Origin of the sequence: Xanthomonas hortorum (assembly GCF_011305375.1) — a bacterium.
Classification (GTDB): domain Bacteria; phylum Pseudomonadota; class Gammaproteobacteria; order Xanthomonadales; family Xanthomonadaceae; genus Xanthomonas; species Xanthomonas hortorum_E.
The window spans coordinates 322,665-337,770 of sequence record NZ_VCME01000001.1 but is presented as its reverse complement, the minus strand read 5'-3'; the positions used below and the strand labels follow the sequence as shown (position 1 = coordinate 337,770).

Here is a 15,106-nt window from a genome sequence, read left to right as displayed (position 1 = left end):
GTATCCGGGTGAATTGTTGCCCGAATGGGACGCCAGCGCCAACGTGGCTGCTAAAATCGCCACCTTTACCGTCGAGCCCTCCCCGCCCGTGACCAGCCCAACGCCTTCCAATCCCTCGCCCATGACCTACCGTGAGGCAGGTGTCGACATCGATGCCGGCAACGCGTTGGTCGAACGCATCAAGCCGCTGGTCAAGCGCAGCTTCCGGCCGGAGGTGATGGGTGGCCTGGGCGGTTTTGGCGCCTTGTTCGACCTGTCGGGCAAGTACAAGGAGCCGGTGCTGGTGTCCGGCACCGACGGCGTCGGCACCAAGCTCAAACTCGCCCAGCAGCTAGGCCGGCACGACACCATCGGCATCGACCTGGTCGGCATGTGCGTGAACGACGTGCTGGTGCAGGGCGCCGAGCCGCTGTTCTTCCTGGATTATTTCGCCACCGGCAAGCTGGACGTGGACACCGCCGCGGCGGTGGTCGGCGGCATCGCGCGCGGCTGCGAGTTGTCCGGTTGCGCCTTGATCGGCGGCGAAACCGCTGAAATGCCCGACATGTATCCGCCGGGCGAATACGACCTGGCCGGCTTCACCGTCGGCGCGGTGGAAAAATCGCAGCTACTGGACGGCGGGCAGGTGCGCGCGGGCGACGTGCTGATCGGTATCGCCTCGTCCGGCCCGCATTCCAATGGCTATTCGCTGATCCGCAAGATCTACGAGCGCGCCGGCTCCCCGGCCGAGCTGGTGCTGGACGATGGCGTCAAGCTGATCGATGCGCTGATGGCGCCAACCGCGCTGTACGTCAAGCCGATCCTGGCGCTGCTCAAATCGCACAGCGAGACGATCCATGCCATGGCGCACATCACCGGCGGCGGGCTGACCGAAAACATCATCCGGGTGATCCCGGACGGCCTCGGCCTGGACATCGACGCCAAGGCCTGGACGTTGCCGCCGGTATTCGCCTGGCTGCAGCGCGAAGGTGCAGTGGCCGATGCGGAAATGTGGCGCACCTTCAACTGCGGGATTGGCTTCGTGCTGATCGCCGCGCCCGAGCAGGCCGCCGCGCTGGAGCAGGCGCTGGATGCGCAGTCGCTGGCGCATTGGCGCATTGGCCAGGTAGTGACGGCGCAGGGCGATGAGCGCGTGCGGATCGGTTGATCGAGGAGAGCTGCATGGACGCTTCCCCACGCGCACTGCCGGCATCAGCCAGCGCTGACGATCTCCAGCATCTGAAACTGCTGTCGATCTTTCACTATGTGCTGGCCGCCATCACAGCCCTGTTTTCGTTTTTCCCGTTGATCCATCTATTCATGGGCATTGCAATCATCACCGGGCACCTGCCCATGACAAATGCCAATGCGGACGCACCATCAATGGATCCGCGATTGTTCGGCTGGTTCTTCGTGGCGTTCGCGGCTGTGTTCATTGGCTGCGGCCTGACGCTAGCGGCGTTCATGGCCTACGCGGGCCGCTGCATTGCCCAGCGCAGACGGCATCTGCTGTGCCTGATTGTGGCCGGCATTTCCTGCTCCTTCATGCCGTTCGGCACCGTCGTCGGCGTGTTTACCCTGGTGGTGCTGCTGCGCCCGCAGGTCAAGACCTTGTTCGCTCCGACCGCCACCGCAGCGTGACACGCACTGCCCCATGACATCAGCGAATCCGACCGAATGAGTCTGCGTCTGGCCGTGCTGGCTTCCGGCCGCGGCAGCAATCTGCAAGCCATCCTCGATGCGATCGCCTGCGGCCGCCTGCAGGCAGAGGTGGTCGGGGTGTTTTCCGATCGCCCGCAGGCGCCGGTCCTGCAGAAAGTGGGCGAGGAACGGCGCTGGAGCGCCAGCCCGCGCGACTTCGCCGACCGCGCTGCGTTCGACGCCGCGTTGGGCGATGCCATCGCCGCCGCGCAGCCGGATTGGGTGATCTGCGCCGGTTACATGCGCATCCTCGGCGAGCCGCTGGTGCGTCGCTTCGCCGGGCGCATGCTCAATATCCACCCCTCGCTGCTGCCCAAGTACCGCGGCCTGCACACCCACGCCCGCGCACTGGAGGCCGGCGATGCCGAGCATGGCGCCAGCGTGCATCTAGTGGTGCCGGAACTGGATGCCGGCACTGTGATCGCACAGGCGCGCGTGCAGGTGCTACCCGACGACACCGCCGACCAGCTGGCCGCCCGCGTGCTGGCGCGCGAACACCCGTTGCTGCTGGCCACGCTGGACCTGCTCGCCAGCGGGCGCGTGGCGGTGCACGGCGATAGCGTCCACATCGACGGTCAGTGCCTGTTTACGCCACTGCGACTAGAGTCCGATGACACCGCACTCGCCTGAATGCGGATACGCCCTCCTCATCCTGCCTCGGACATCCTCGCGGGCCCCGTGCCTCGCTCTCAGCGCATGAACGTCATCCCGATCGCCGCCGCGCTGTTGACCACTGCCCTGCTCGCCCAAGCCGGTACCGGCCGTGCGCAACAGGCCCCTGCCGTGCCTGCGCCAGCTACTCCTGCTCCTGCCCCGGTTGCGGCACCGCCGGCTGCGCCGGCCTCTGCAGCTGCACTGCCTGCCAGCACCTGGACGCCACCGTCACTGCAACCCTTCGTGGCGACCTACCAAGCGTTTTATCGCGGCAAGGAAGCCGGCGATGCCACCATGCAGGTCAGCCACGGCGAGGGCAGCCAGTGGCGCATCGACATGTCGGTGCGCGGCCGCAAGGGTTTTGCCAGCATCCTGGGGTTGAACCTGGAGCAGAGCACCGTGTTCCAGGTCGATGGCGACACCTATGTGCCGCTGAGCCAGAGCACCGTGCGCAAGGCGATGTTCTTCGGCAAGAAGGTCACCGGCGTCTACAACTGGCAGACCGCCAACGCGCAGTGGGACGGTGATCTGAAGAAAGAGCGCCAACAGCCGATTCCGCTGCAGCGTGGCGACCAGAGCGCGCTGTCGTTGAACCTGTCGCTGATGCGCGACGCGCAACCCGGGCGCAGCCTGAGCTATCGCTACGTCGATGTCGGCCGGGTGCGCAAATACGATTACAAGGTCGCCGATGCCACCGAAGTGGTGCAGGTCGGCGACCTGAGCTACGACGCGTTGCGCGTGTACCGCGTCAACAGCGGCGACAACGAAACCATCCTCTGGATCGCCAACGGGGTTCCTACGCCGGTGCGCATCCTGCAACGTGACAAAGGTGAGGATCAGGTCGATCTGCGCCTGGTCGAATACCAAGGAGTCTGAGCCATGAAATCCATTTCTCGCACGTCTTCGCTGATTGCCGCTGCCGCACTGGCCGTGGCCAGCCTGCCCGCATTTGCCGTGCAGCCGTTCCAGGCCGATTATTCGGCCAACTACATGGGCATGCAGGCCAACGGCACCATGACCCTGGCCGCGGCCGGCGCCAATCAGTGGCGTTACACGCTCACCATCCAGAACCAGCTGGCCAATCTGACCCAGAGCACCGTGTTCGAAGAGAGCAACGGTCAACTGCGCCCGGTCAGCAGCAACGACACCTCGTCGATGATGGTCAAGCGCCGCAACGTCACTGCCAATTACGACTGGAAGACCAGCCAGGCGACCTGGGGCGGCGACATCAAGCCGGACCGCCGCGGCCCTGTGAAGTTGCAGCCCGGCGATATGGATGCATTGCTGATCAACCTGGCGATCACCCGCGACCTGGCCGCCGGCAAGCCGCTCAACTACCGCATGGTGGACGAAGGCCGCATCAAGCCGATGAGCTACAAGGTTGTCGGCAAGGAAACCATCACCGTCAACGGCAAGCAGGAACAGGCGACCAAGGTGTCGCGCGTGGACGGCGACAAGGAACTGATCGCCTGGGTGGTCAAGGACCTACCGGTGCCGGCGCGTTTGCTGCAGAAGGAAAAAGGCCAGGACGCACTGGACCTGACCATCAAGGCGCTGCGCTGAGCGCGCCAAAGCTTCGACCAGAGGCTTCATTGCCAGCGTAGTTCCGGTCGTAAAGTTGTTTAGTGCAGTTGGTAGATTCGTTTAGTGCAGTCAAATGCTTGCTGAGTCGAGGGCGCGGTGCCCTCACCGCTCGCGGGACACGCCGCAAGTACGTCCGTGTAGGCTCGGTGGCGGCATCCATGCCGCCACACGGTCCCGCAATCGGCGAGGACACCGGACCAGAGAGTTAATCGGTTGCTTTCTTATAAGCAGAGTTAACCGGTTGCTTTATTACAAGCTTGGCCGTCGATCGGCTTGCGTTGGAAAGATGACAAAAAGCGCCGTTATCCGAACGCGGATCTCGTGCCTCGCTTGCACCATGCACACCGACACTCTCGACTGGTCCTTGCCCGCTCACCATCGCGGGACCTTACGCGGCATGGATGCCGCGTAAGAGCCTACACGGACGTACTTGCGGCGGTGTGCGGGCAAGGACCCTGCAGCCAAACAGCAGATCAGCCGCTCCACAAGTGATCTGTTCGCACAGACTGATCACTTGCTCCAAAGGTGATCCATCCGCACCCACCTATCACCCCTCAGGGCTTGGCCGCAGCCTTGTCATCGCTGGTACTGAACACCGTGCGGCAATCCACACGGATCTGCGCATCGGTGCTGCGCCAATAGAACAGGTCGCAATGGCGCTTTCCTTCGACCGTCTTCTTGACCGCCACCGCGTAGAACGACTGCGCAATCTCGTCACGGCTGGCAGTGCCGTCGTTGTTCCAGTCCATGTCCTTGAACTCGACGCCTTGGGTGATCGCCATGCCCACCGACCAGGCGTAGGCCAGCCACGCCAGGATCAGCACGATCACGCCGAGCAGCACCTTGCGGCGAGTGGTGAAACGTCCGCGCAGGATCATGCGGTGCGCTGGATGGTCGCGCCCAGCGCCCCCAGCTTCTCCTCGATGTTTTCGTAACCACGGTCCAGGTGGTAGATGCGATCGATGGTGGTGTCGCCGTCGGCGACCAGCCCGGCCAGGATCAACGACGCCGAGGCGCGCAGATCGGTTGCCATCACCGGCGCGCCGCTGAGGCGTTCGGCGCCGCGCACGATCGCGGTATGGCCTTCGACCTGGATATCCGCACCCAGGCGCAGCAGCTCGTTGACGTGCATGAAGCGGTTTTCGAAGATGGTCTCGTTGATCACGCCCACCCCGTCGGCCACGCAGTTGAGCGCCATGAATTGCGCCTGCATGTCGGTGGGGAATGCCGGGTACGGCGCCGTGGTCAGACTCACTGCGCGCGGGCGTTTGCCGTGCATGTCCAGCGTGATGCTGTCGGCGGTGGTGGTGATGGTGGCGCCGGCTTCGGTGAGCTTGTCCAGCACCGCATCCAGGGTGTCCGGACGCGCGCGACGTACGGTGACGCTGCCACCGGTCATTGCCGCAGCGACCAGGAAGGTGCCGGTCTCGATACGATCCGGCAGCACCGCGTGGTGGCCGCCACCCAGGCGCTCGACGCCCTGCACCACGATGCGCGGCGTGCCGGCGCCTTCGATCTGCGCACCGAGCGCGATCAGGCAGTCGGCCAGGTCGGTGACTTCCGGCTCCATCGCCGCGTTCTCCAGCACCGTGGTGCCTTCGGCCAGCACCGCAGCCATCAGCACGTTCTCGGTGCCGGTGACGCTGACCATGTCGAACACATAGCGCGCGCCCTTCAGGCGCCCGTTGCTGGTGGCCTTGATGTAGCCATTTTCCACGTTGATGTCCGCACCCAGCGCCTGCAGGCCCTTGATGTGCTGGTCGACCGGGCGCGAGCCGATCGCGCAGCCGCCAGGCAGCGACACTTCGGCGTTGCCGTAACGCGCCAGCAGCGGGCCCAGCACCAGGATCGAGGCGCGCATGGTCTTGACCAGCTCGTAGGGCGCGACCTGATGGGTGACCGAACGCGGGTCGACCAGGATCGAGCGGCCCTTGGCCAGCGTGCCCTCGTCGATGGTGACCTCGGCGCCCAACTCGCTGAGCAGCTTCACCGTGGTGATCACATCGTGCAGGTGCGGCACGTTGCTGATCTCCACCGGCGCATCGGCCAGCAGGGTCGCGCACAGGATCGGCAGCACCGCATTCTTGGCGCCGGAAATATTGACCTCACCGTGCAGCGCTTGGCCGCCGGTCACTACGATTTTTGCCATGGGATCTCAGGGAATCTGAAAAGGATGTCGGGGGAATGAGAGGAGTCGCCGGGAGCCTGTCGGGCGCTTGCGATCGAGGCGGATGAGCAGCCCGACCAGCCAAGACCCGACAACCGCTCAGCCTTCGTCGGGGGTTAGCGTCTTGAGCTGCAGCGCGTGGATCGCCCCGCCCATCAACTCGCCCAGGGTCGCGTAGACCATGCGATGGCGCGCCAACGGCGCCTTGCCGGCGAATGCGGGGCTGATCACGGTCGCCTCGAAGTGCACGCCGTCGTCGCCGTGCACGTCGACGCGGGCTTCGGGCAAGCCGGATTCGATGAGTTTACGGATGGTTTCGGCGTCCAAAGGGCGTTTCCTCATAAAATGAGCGCACATTCTACTCTTCACCCGAGTCCCGCATGGCCGTCTCGCACCTGCCCACCGCCACCGTCAGCGACGCCAGCCTGGTCGCCAGTGGCCAGCGCGTGCTGGAGATCGAGCGCGAGGCGCTGGCCGGCGTAGGCGCGCGGATCGGCAGCGACTTCGCCGCGGCCTGCCGGCTGGTACTGGCCTCGCGTGGGCGCGTGGTGGCCACCGGCATGGGCAAATCCGGGCATATCGCGCGCAAGATCGCCGCCACCCTGGCCTCCACCGGCACCCCTGCGTTCTTCGTGCATCCCGGCGAAGCCGGCCATGGCGACCTGGGCATGATCACCGAGGCCGACATCGTGCTGGCGCTGTCGTACTCGGGCGAGTCGGACGAAGTGCGCATGCTGCTGCCGGTGCTCAAGCGCCAGGGCAACCCGATCATCGCCATGACCGGCCGGCCGAGCTCTTCGCTGGCCCAGGCTGCCGATGTGCATTTGGACGTGAGCGTCTCCGCCGAAGCCTGCCCGCTGCATCTGGCGCCCACCTCCAGCACCACCGCCTCGCTGGCGATGGGCGATGCCCTGGCGGTGGCGCTGCTTGATGCGCGCGGCTTCACCGCCGATGACTTTGCGCGCTCGCATCCGGCCGGCAGTCTGGGCCGGCGCCTGCTGCTGCATATCACCGATGTGATGCACAGCGGCGATGATTTGCCGCGCGTGCGCGAAGACGCCAGCCTGAGCGAGGCGCTGATGGAAATGAGCCGCAAGCGGCTGGGCATGACCGCGGTGGTGGACAAGGAAGGGCGGCTGATCGGTCTGTTCACCGACGGCGACCTGCGCCGCGCGCTGGACAGCGACATCGATGTGCGCAGCGCCGGCATTGCCGACGTGATGACGCGCAGCCCGCGCACCATCGGCGCCGATCAACTGGCAGCCGAGGCCGCGCGGCTGATGGAGGATTACAAGATCAACGGTTTGATCGTGGTCGATGCGCAGCAGCGCGCGGTCGGCGCATTGAACATTCACGACCTGTTGCGCGCCAAGGTGGTTTAACAGGTTCAGTTTCAAACGTTGGAACCCCGTTCTCACCGATTCGTACCGATGCCCTATTCCCCACTGCAGCACCTGCCCGCCGAGCTGATCGACCGCGCCGCGCGCGTTCGTCTGGCCTGTTTCGACGTCGACGGCACCCTGACCGACGGCCGCCTGTATTACGACCACGCCGGTAACGAGAGCAAATCTTTCAACGTGCTGGACGGCCAGGGGCTCAAGCAGCTCGACCACGCCGGCATCCATGTCGCGTTGATCACTGCGCGCGCCAGCCTGTCGGCGGAAAAGCGCGGCCAGGATCTGGGCCTGCATGTGCAGATCGGGGTCAAGAACAAACGCCTGGCGGTGCTGGCCCTGTGCCAGGAGCACGGCCTGTCGCTAGACCAGGTGCTGTTCATGGGCGACGACCTGCCCGACCTGCCGGCCTTGCTGGCGGTCGGCCTGCCGGTGGCACCCGCCAACGCGCATCCGTGGATCGCCGAGCGCGTGCAGTGGCATACCCAGGCCCGTGGCGGCGAAGGTGCCGCGCGTGAAGTCTGCGATGTGGTGCTGGCTGCGCAAGGCCAGGTCGAGGGCATCATCGAAAGGTTCTCCGCATGAGCTGGAACTGGCGCACCACCCTGGGCGTGGTGCTGTTCGCCGCCGCCGTGATCTCCGGCTGGTCGGCCTGGCAACAGCGCGCGCGCCCGGTGGCGGCGGCGGTCGACGACTCGCGCGCCGATTACGTGTTGCGCGATTTCGAACTGATTGCGCTGGACAAGCAAACCGGCAAGGAATCGATGACGCTGCGTGCGCCGGAAATGCACCGCAACCGCGCAGACCAGACCTCGGACATCACCACGCCGGTGTTTCTGCTGCCCGACAACGCCAATCAACCGTGGACGCTACGTTCCAAGACCGGCTGGATCAGCCCCAAGGGCGACGAATTGCGCCTGCGTGGCGATGTCTCCGGCGACAGCCCCACCACCGGCGCGACGCCGCCGACCACGTTCCGCACCCAGAGCCTGGACGTGTTCCCGCAGCAGAACCTCGCCAAGACCGCCGCCCCGGTGAGCATGAGCCGGCCGGGTATCATGCAGAGCGGGGTCGGCTTCGAGGCCGACCTCAAATCACGCCAGTACAAGCTCCTTTCTCAGGTCAAGACCCGCTATGAACCGAATGCTGCCCGCTAAACTGGCGTTTGCCGCGCTGCTGCTGCCCGCCCTTGCGATGGCCAAGACCAGCGACCGCAATCAGCCGATGGCGATCGATTCCAACGCCAACGATTGCAACATGCTCGACGACAGCGGCAAGTGCCGCTTCAGCGGCAATGTGGTGATCACCCAGGGCACGCTGGAAATCCACGCCGACACCGCCGATATTTTCCAGAAAAACGGCCAGACCGACCGTGTGGTGCTGGTCGGCAAGCAGGCCACACTCAAGCAGCAGATGGACGACGGCGCGATGATGAACGGCCAGGCCGACAACATCGAGTACCAGGTCGCCAACGAAGTCATCGTGCTGACCGGCAATTACAAGGTCGACTCGCCCAAGGGCACCAACGCCGGCCAACGCATGGTCTACAACACCAAGACCGGCAACATGCAGAGCGGCGGCGACGGCAGCCGCGTGCGCACCATCATCCAGCCGAAGAATGCGGCGCCTGCGGCGGCGACGCCTGCTCCGGCACCTGCCGCCAAGCCCGCCGCGGCCAAGCCGCAGGGGAAGAAGTAATGCTGGTCGCCACCGGTCTGCGCAAGAAGTACAAGCAACGCGAAGTGGTCAAGGAATTCGGCCTCACGCTCGAGGCCGGCGAAGTGGTCGGCCTGCTCGGCCCCAACGGCGCCGGCAAGACCACCTGCTTCTACATGATCGTCGGCCTGGTCGAGGCCGATGCCGGGCGTATCGAGCTGGACGGCCGCGACCTCACCGCCGAGCCGATGTACGCGCGCGCCAAGCTGGGCGTCGGTTATCTGCCGCAGGAGCCCTCGATCTTCCGCAAGCTCACCGTGGCCGACAACATCCGCCTGGTGCTGGAGCTGCGCGAAGACCTGGACAGTGCGGGGCGCGAGAAGGAACTGACCTCGCTGCTGGAAGAACTGCAGATCACCCATGTGTCCGACCAGTTGGGCGCCAGCCTGTCCGGTGGCGAGCGGCGCCGTTGCGAAATCGCGCGCGCGTTGGCCGCCAAGCCGCGCATGATGCTGCTCGACGAACCCTTTGCCGGCGTGGATCCGATTTCTGTCGGCGAGATCCAGCGCATCATCATCCACCTCAAGGAACGCGGTATCGGCGTGTTGATCACCGATCACAACGTGCGCGAAACCTTGGGAATCTGCGATCGCGCGTATATTCTCGCGGAGGGGGGCGTGCTGGCGCAGGGGGCACCAGATGCATTGCTAGCCAATCCCGACGTCCGTCGCGTGTATCTGGGGGAAACTTTCCGCCTTTGAGCGCGTCGCCGCGCCATCGATTTTCTCAGTCAGTGCCTGCATGAAAGCCCGGCTTCAGACATCGCTAGGACAACAGTTGGTCATGACGCCGCAATTGCGTCAGGCGATCAAGCTATTGCAGATGTCCACCACCGAGCTGGAACTGGAAATCGCCGAAGCGGTTGAGACCAATCCGCTGCTGGAGTGGGCCGACGAGGCCGCGCATGCGGCCAGCGAATCTCCGATCGCATCGTCGTCGGCCTCCTCCACCGACGACACCCCACGCGAAGACCCGACGCCTGCAGAGCGCGACGACGACTGGTCGCAGGACGAGTTGCAGTGGACCGGATCGGGCAGCGGCGGCAGCTTCGACGACGACGAGTCCGGCGATGCCGCCGAGCGGGTGGCCGAGTCGGAAACGCTGGCCGATCACCTGCTGTGGCAGCTTCATTTGTCGCCACTGTCGCCACGCGACCGCCAGATCGGCGCGATGCTGATCGACGCCCTGGACGAAGACGGCTACCTGCGCGAACCGCTGTCGGCCATCCTCGAAACGCTCGCGCTCGGCGCGGCGGTGGACGAGGCCGAAGTGCTCACCGTGCTGCACCAGATCCAGCGCTTCGATCCGGTGGGTGTGGGCGCGCGCAACCTTGGCGAATGCCTGGCGCTGCAACTGGCCGTGCTCGACCCCGCCACCCCGGGCCGCGAGTTGGCGTTGCAGATCGTCGCCGGCCCGCTGGAGCGTCTGCCGCGCAGCGGTGTGTCCGGGCTGGCCCACGAACTCAAGCGTTCCACCGCCGATGTCGACCAGGCGGTGCAGCTGGTGCGCTCGCTGGACCCGCGCCCGGGCAAGCAGATCGGCGACCTGTCGCAGGACACCTACGTGGTGCCGGACTGCGTGATCTGGCGCCAGCGCGGCGTGTGGCGGGCCTCGCTGGCCGGCCGCGCGCAGCCCAAGGTCACCATCCACCGCGGCTACGAGAACCTGATCCGCAGCTGTGGCGAATCCGATGCCGGCTATCTGCGCGGCCAGTTACAGGAGGCGCGCTGGCTGCTCAAGAGCCTGGAAGCGCGCGGCGAAACCCTGCTGCGGGTGGTGCGCTGCCTGCTGAAGCACCAGTCCGGGTTTCTGGAATTCGGCGCGCAGGCCTTGCGTCCGTTGACCCTGCGCGAGATCGCCGGCGAGCTCGGCCTGCACGAATCGACCATTTCCCGCGCGATCGCGCGCAAATACGTGCGCACCCCGCGCGGCACCATTGCGCTGCGCTCGTTCTTCGCCTCCGGCATCGATACCGACAGCGGCGGCGAGGCCTCCAGCACCGCCATTCAGGCGATGATCCGGCGCCTGATCGATGCGGAAAACCCGCGCAAGCCGTTATCCGATGCCAAGTTGGCAGATCTGCTGAAAACTTCCGGCGTACCTGTAGCGCGGCGCACCGTTGCGAAGTATCGTGAAGCCATGAACATTTCCGCCTCCCACGACCGCGTGCGCATCGCCTGACGTTGCAACCACCGCAACGCCGGCCTGTGCCGGGTTTGTCGGACCACCGGAAAGGTTCATTGGCCCACCGACCAATGGAGGTATCCGATGCGTATCGAGACGTATGGCCACCAGCTTGAAGTGACCCCCGCCCTGCGGGAGTACGTGGCAAGCAAGCTGCAGCGACTGCAGCGCCATTTCGACCAGCACTGTGAAGTTCGAACGCAGCTGGCCGTTCGCAAGCCAGACCACCACGTGGTCGCCACCGTCAACCTTCCCGGTCGCACCCTGCACGCAGATGCCAGCGGCTTCACCATGTATGCGGCCATCGACCTGCTGGTCGACAAGCTGGACCGTCTGGTGCTCAAGCACAAAGAAAAGAAATGTAACCACCACGCACGCGAGGTGCGCGACAATCTCGCATGACGCTTCTCGCTTGATGCCCTCATGCCTTTAACCGATCTGATGGCGGCCGTGCGCACCGTGGTGTCGCCGGCCGCCGATCGCGACACTGTCCTGCATACCGCTGCCGATCTGCTGTCCTGTCGTCAGGCCGGCGCGGACGAGCTCTACGCCAACCTGTGCGAACGCGAGGCGCTGGGCAGCACCGCCATCGGCCACGGCATCGCCATTCCGCATGGGCGCTGCCCCAACCTCACCGAGCCACGCGGCGCGCTGCTGCGACTGAACACGCCGGTGGCCTTCGGCGGCGATGAACCGGTGGACCTGATCTTCGCGATGGCAGTGCCTGCGCACTACACCCATCAACATCTGATGCTGCTGTCGGAACTGGCCGAGCGCTTCTCGGATGCGGAATTTCGTCTGCAATTGCGCGCCGCACCCAATGCGGACGCCTTGATGGCGTTGCTCATCGACGCGCCACCACCACAGGCCAGCGCCGCATGAATACCAGCATCACCGCACGCGAACTGTTCGACCAGCAGCGCGACAAGCTGGCGCTGCGCTGGGTGGCCGGCCAGAAAGGCGAACACCGCGAGATCGAAGCCGGCAGCAACAATGCGCGGCGCCCGTCGCTGGCCGGCTATCTCAATGTGATCTACCCCAACAAGGTGCAGATCCTGGGCACCGAAGAGCTGGCCTGGCTGGACTCGCTGGATGCACGCCAGCGCTGGGAGACGATCGAGAAGATCATCCAGGTGCAGCCGCTGGCGCTGGCGCTCAGCAAGAATCAGTCGTGCCCGGAAGACCTGCGCGCGGCCGCGGACGAATCCGGTACGCCGTTGTGGATCTCGCCCAAGCGCGGCCACGAACTGCTCAATCATCTGTCCTACCACCTGGCGCGCACGCTGGCACCACGGGTAACGTTGCATGGCGTGTTCATGGAGATCTATTCGATCGGCGTGCTGATCACCGGCGAGGCGGGTTCGGGCAAGAGCGAGCTGGCGCTGGAACTGCTCAGCCGCGGCCACCGCCTAGTGGCCGATGACGCGCCGGAGTTCACCCAGATCGCCCCCGACGTGCTCGATGGCACCTGCCCCGAATTGCTGCAGGACCTGCTGGAAGTGCGCGGCCTGGGCGTGTTGAACGTGCGTGACATGTTCGGCGACACCGCGGTGAAGAAGAACAAGTACCTGCGCCTGATCGTGCACCTGACCCGCCCGATGACCGAGCCCACCCCATCCGGTTACGAGCGTCTGACCGGCGATTCCGGCAGCCGCCATGTGTTGGATCTGGACGTACCGCTGATCACCCTGCCGGTGATGCCCGGCCGCAACCTGGCGGTGCTGACCGAGGCGGCAACGCGGCTGCATATCCTGCGTACCAAGGGCATCGACCCGGCGGCGATGTTCATCGCCCGCCATAGCAACCTGCTGGAGCGACGCACGCCATGAGTACCGCGCCCTCCACGTTGATGATCGTGAGCGGGCTGTCCGGCTCGGGCAAATCGGTCGCGTTGAAGACCTTCGAAGATCTGGACTACTACTGCTCGGACAATCTGCCGGTGGAACTGCTGCCGGATTTCGTGCGCAGCCGCCTGCGTGGCAACCCGCTCGGCGATCAGCGACTGGCGGTAGGCATCGATGTGCGCAGCCGCAGCGATCTCACCCAATTGGCGCAATGGCGCCAGGCCGCGCAGGAATACGGCATCGAAGCACGGCTGCTGTTTTTCGAAGCCAGCGACGAGGCGCTGATCAAGCGCTACGCCGACACCCGCCGCCGCCATCCGCTCAGCCACCTCGGCCTGGCGTTGCCGGAAGCGATCACCCGCGAGCGTCAGTTGACCGAACCGCTGCGCGCGCAGGCCGATGCCATCATCGACACCAGCGCGCTCAATGTGCACCAGCTGCGTCGCCGCGTGGTCACCGAGTTCGCGCTCGGCACCAGCGACCGGCTCTCGCTGCTGTTCGAATCGTTCGCCTACAAACGCGGCGTACCGGCCGAGGCCGACTTCGTATTCGATGCGCGCGTGTTGCCCAATCCGCATTGGGACCCGGAGCTGCGCCCGCTCACCGGCCGCGATGCCGGCGTGCGCGAGTATCTGGACAAGGAGCCCGATGTGGTGCGCTACAGCGCGCAGATCGTGGACCTGCTCGATACCTGGCTGCCGCGGCTGCGCAACGACACCCGCAGCTACGTGACCATCGCCTTCGGCTGCACCGGCGGCAAGCACCGCTCGGTATATCTGGCCGAGCGCATGGCGCGGCATGCACGCGAACAGGGCTGGCCGGAAGTGGCGACGTTTCATCGTGAGCAGGACTGAAATCCCGGGAATCGAGAATGGGGATTCGGGAATCGTCAAAGCGGTGCCCCGCAATTCTGCAAGTCTGCAAAAAGTAAGTCGTCGCTACAACTTCGCAGCGCATGCTGGTGCAGCTGCCCAACAGATGCGGACTGCAGCGCTCGCTTTCAGTTCGACGCGCATCACGACACAACCCACATCACATGTCATCACGAAACAGGCAGCAGCGCGCTGATTGCACGGGGGCAGCCAACGCATTGCAGCGCTCGCCTAAACGGCTATTCATCTCGCAACACATCGGTGCCGGCAAACGCTATCGCGCAGTCATGCCGACCTGTTAACGTTTCGGCATGGCCTGTGGCATTCTCCTCATTACTCATCCCGGCATCGGCGCGGCGTTATTGAACGTGGCGACGGGGCTGTTGCGGCATTTGCCGCTGAAGACCGAAGCATTCGATGTACCGCTGGATGCAGACCTGGACGCCTTGCTGCCCCAGGCGTCATCGGCGATGCGTCGGGTCGACAGTGGCGACGGCGTGCTGGTCATGACCGACCTGTATGGCGCCAGCCCCAGCAATCTCGCCAACCGGTTGGCCAAGCTGGGCACGCCGGTTCGCCGGGTGTCCGCGCTGAGCCTGCCGATGCTGCTGCGGGTGATGAACTACCCCGAACAAGGTTTGCAGGAGCTGCCCGCCACCGCGGCGGCAGGCACCCGCAACGGAGCGATCATCGACGATGCTTGAACGCGAACTCATAGTTTCCAACCGACTCGGACTGCATGCGCGGGCAACCGCCAAGCTGGTGCAGACGCTGTCGTCCTATCGCAGCAATGCCACCCTGGCGGCCAAGGGCCGCGAGGTGAATGCCAAGAGCATCATGGGCGTGATGTTGCTCGCCGCCGGCCAAGGCACCAGCGTGGTGGTGCGCCTGGATGGCGAGGACGAAGCCGAGGCCTTGCAGGCGCTGGTGGACCTGTTCGAGCGTCGCTTCGACGAGGACAGCTGAGCATGCGCCACCTCGCTGCGGTGCACACGGACACCACGCGGCCGC

Annotated in this window: 20 protein-coding genes; 17 read left to right on the top strand and 3 right to left on the bottom strand. The window is 65.2% G+C overall.

Going from position 1 to position 15,106, the window contains the following annotated elements; translation table 11 throughout:
* The first annotated feature begins 13 nt into the window (after nucleotides 1-13).
* The 5 genes from purM to FFY45_RS01275 all read left to right on the top strand — a co-directional run bounded on the left by purM (nucleotide 14) and on the right by FFY45_RS01275 (nucleotide 3,897).
* Complete coding sequence (purM, locus tag FFY45_RS01295) at nucleotides 14-1,147, top strand: phosphoribosylformylglycinamidine cyclo-ligase (protein ID WP_176339031.1); 1,134 nt, start codon at nucleotides 14-16, stop codon at nucleotides 1,145-1,147.
* A gap of 14 nt (nucleotides 1,148-1,161) precedes the next feature.
* Complete coding sequence (locus FFY45_RS01290; RefSeq protein ID WP_176339099.1) at nucleotides 1,162-1,620, top strand: hypothetical protein; 459 nt, start codon at nucleotides 1,162-1,164, stop codon at nucleotides 1,618-1,620.
* Between the two features lie 36 nt (nucleotides 1,621-1,656).
* Nucleotides 1,657-2,310: a phosphoribosylglycinamide formyltransferase gene (gene purN / locus FFY45_RS01285; protein ID WP_176339030.1), complete on the top strand. Its 654-nt coding sequence runs from the start codon at nucleotides 1,657-1,659 to the stop codon at nucleotides 2,308-2,310.
* 66 nt (nucleotides 2,311-2,376) lie between these two features.
* A complete protein-coding gene (locus FFY45_RS01280) occupies nucleotides 2,377-3,210 on the top strand; it encodes a DUF3108 domain-containing protein (RefSeq protein ID WP_176339029.1) in 834 nt (277 codons plus the stop codon).
* Between the two features lie 3 nt (nucleotides 3,211-3,213).
* Entirely contained in the window at nucleotides 3,214-3,897 is a 684-nt protein-coding gene (locus tag FFY45_RS01275; protein ID WP_176339028.1) for a DUF3108 domain-containing protein, read from the top strand.
* Nucleotides 3,898-4,472: 575 nt separating this feature from the next.
* On the opposite strand, the gene FFY45_RS01270 is transcribed toward FFY45_RS01275, so the two are convergent.
* The 3 genes from FFY45_RS01270 to FFY45_RS01260 all read right to left on the bottom strand — a co-directional run bounded on the left by FFY45_RS01270 (nucleotide 4,473) and on the right by FFY45_RS01260 (nucleotide 6,412).
* The gene (locus FFY45_RS01270) at nucleotides 4,473-4,796 is read right to left on the bottom strand and encodes an EF-hand domain-containing protein (RefSeq protein WP_176339027.1); all 324 of its coding nucleotides are present in this window, start codon (nucleotides 4,794-4,796) and stop codon (nucleotides 4,473-4,475) included.
* Nucleotides 4,793-6,067 carry a UDP-N-acetylglucosamine 1-carboxyvinyltransferase gene (murA, locus tag FFY45_RS01265; RefSeq protein WP_074057366.1) on the bottom strand — a complete coding sequence of 425 codons (1,275 nt, stop codon included), beginning with the start codon at nucleotides 6,065-6,067 and terminating at the stop codon, nucleotides 4,793-4,795. Before murA ends, FFY45_RS01270 begins: the two co-directional genes overlap by 4 nt.
* 117 nt (nucleotides 6,068-6,184) lie before the next feature.
* A complete protein-coding gene (locus FFY45_RS01260; RefSeq protein WP_016905061.1) occupies nucleotides 6,185-6,412 on the bottom strand; it encodes a BolA family protein in 228 nt (75 codons plus the stop codon).
* A gap of 53 nt (nucleotides 6,413-6,465) precedes the next feature.
* Between FFY45_RS01260 and FFY45_RS01255 the strand changes: the two genes are divergently transcribed.
* The 12 genes from FFY45_RS01255 to FFY45_RS01200 all read left to right on the top strand — a co-directional run bounded on the left by FFY45_RS01255 (nucleotide 6,466) and on the right by FFY45_RS01200 (nucleotide 15,061).
* Complete coding sequence (locus FFY45_RS01255; RefSeq protein ID WP_176339026.1) at nucleotides 6,466-7,467, top strand: KpsF/GutQ family sugar-phosphate isomerase; 1,002 nt, start codon at nucleotides 6,466-6,468, stop codon at nucleotides 7,465-7,467.
* A 48-nt stretch (nucleotides 7,468-7,515) separates the two neighbouring features.
* On the top strand, nucleotides 7,516-8,064 hold the full coding sequence (locus FFY45_RS01250; RefSeq protein ID WP_046933221.1) for a KdsC family phosphatase: 549 nt from the start codon (nucleotides 7,516-7,518) through the stop codon (nucleotides 8,062-8,064).
* Nucleotides 8,061-8,636 (top strand): LPS export ABC transporter periplasmic protein LptC, encoded by a 576-nt coding sequence (gene lptC / locus FFY45_RS01245; protein ID WP_023904633.1) that lies wholly within the window; start codon nucleotides 8,061-8,063, stop codon nucleotides 8,634-8,636. Before FFY45_RS01250 ends, lptC begins: the two co-directional genes overlap by 4 nt.
* Nucleotides 8,614-9,177 (top strand): lipopolysaccharide transport periplasmic protein LptA, encoded by a 564-nt coding sequence (gene lptA, locus FFY45_RS01240; RefSeq protein ID WP_104550254.1) that lies wholly within the window; start codon nucleotides 8,614-8,616, stop codon nucleotides 9,175-9,177. The genes lptC and lptA overlap by 23 nt, the downstream gene beginning before the upstream one ends.
* On the top strand, nucleotides 9,177-9,896 hold the full coding sequence (lptB, locus tag FFY45_RS01235; protein ID WP_023904635.1) for an LPS export ABC transporter ATP-binding protein: 720 nt from the start codon (nucleotides 9,177-9,179) through the stop codon (nucleotides 9,894-9,896). Before lptA ends, lptB begins: the two co-directional genes overlap by 1 nt.
* A 40-nt stretch (nucleotides 9,897-9,936) precedes the next feature.
* Entirely contained in the window at nucleotides 9,937-11,376 is a 1,440-nt protein-coding gene (locus FFY45_RS01230; RefSeq protein ID WP_176339025.1) for an RNA polymerase factor sigma-54, read from the top strand.
* 87 nt (nucleotides 11,377-11,463) lie between these two features.
* On the top strand, nucleotides 11,464-11,781 hold the full coding sequence (gene hpf / locus FFY45_RS01225; protein ID WP_176339024.1) for a ribosome hibernation-promoting factor, HPF/YfiA family: 318 nt from the start codon (nucleotides 11,464-11,466) through the stop codon (nucleotides 11,779-11,781).
* Between the two features lie 21 nt (nucleotides 11,782-11,802).
* Nucleotides 11,803-12,261, top strand: coding sequence for a PTS sugar transporter subunit IIA (locus FFY45_RS01220; RefSeq protein WP_006451269.1), 459 nt, complete (start codon nucleotides 11,803-11,805; stop codon nucleotides 12,259-12,261).
* Nucleotides 12,258-13,208, top strand: a complete 951-nt coding sequence (gene hprK, locus FFY45_RS01215) for an HPr(Ser) kinase/phosphatase (protein WP_006451268.1) — start codon at nucleotides 12,258-12,260, stop codon at nucleotides 13,206-13,208. The genes FFY45_RS01220 and hprK overlap by 4 nt, the downstream gene beginning before the upstream one ends.
* Nucleotides 13,205-14,077 carry an RNase adapter RapZ gene (gene rapZ, locus FFY45_RS01210; protein ID WP_023904637.1) on the top strand — a complete coding sequence of 291 codons (873 nt, stop codon included), beginning with the start codon at nucleotides 13,205-13,207 and terminating at the stop codon, nucleotides 14,075-14,077. The genes hprK and rapZ overlap by 4 nt, the downstream gene beginning before the upstream one ends.
* A 329-nt stretch (nucleotides 14,078-14,406) precedes the next feature.
* The gene (locus tag FFY45_RS01205) at nucleotides 14,407-14,799 is read left to right on the top strand and encodes a PTS sugar transporter subunit IIA (protein WP_006451266.1); all 393 of its coding nucleotides are present in this window, start codon (nucleotides 14,407-14,409) and stop codon (nucleotides 14,797-14,799) included.
* A complete protein-coding gene (locus FFY45_RS01200) occupies nucleotides 14,792-15,061 on the top strand; it encodes an HPr family phosphocarrier protein (RefSeq protein WP_005913389.1) in 270 nt (89 codons plus the stop codon). The genes FFY45_RS01205 and FFY45_RS01200 overlap by 8 nt, the downstream gene beginning before the upstream one ends.
* Nucleotides 15,062-15,106 lie beyond the last annotated feature (45 nt).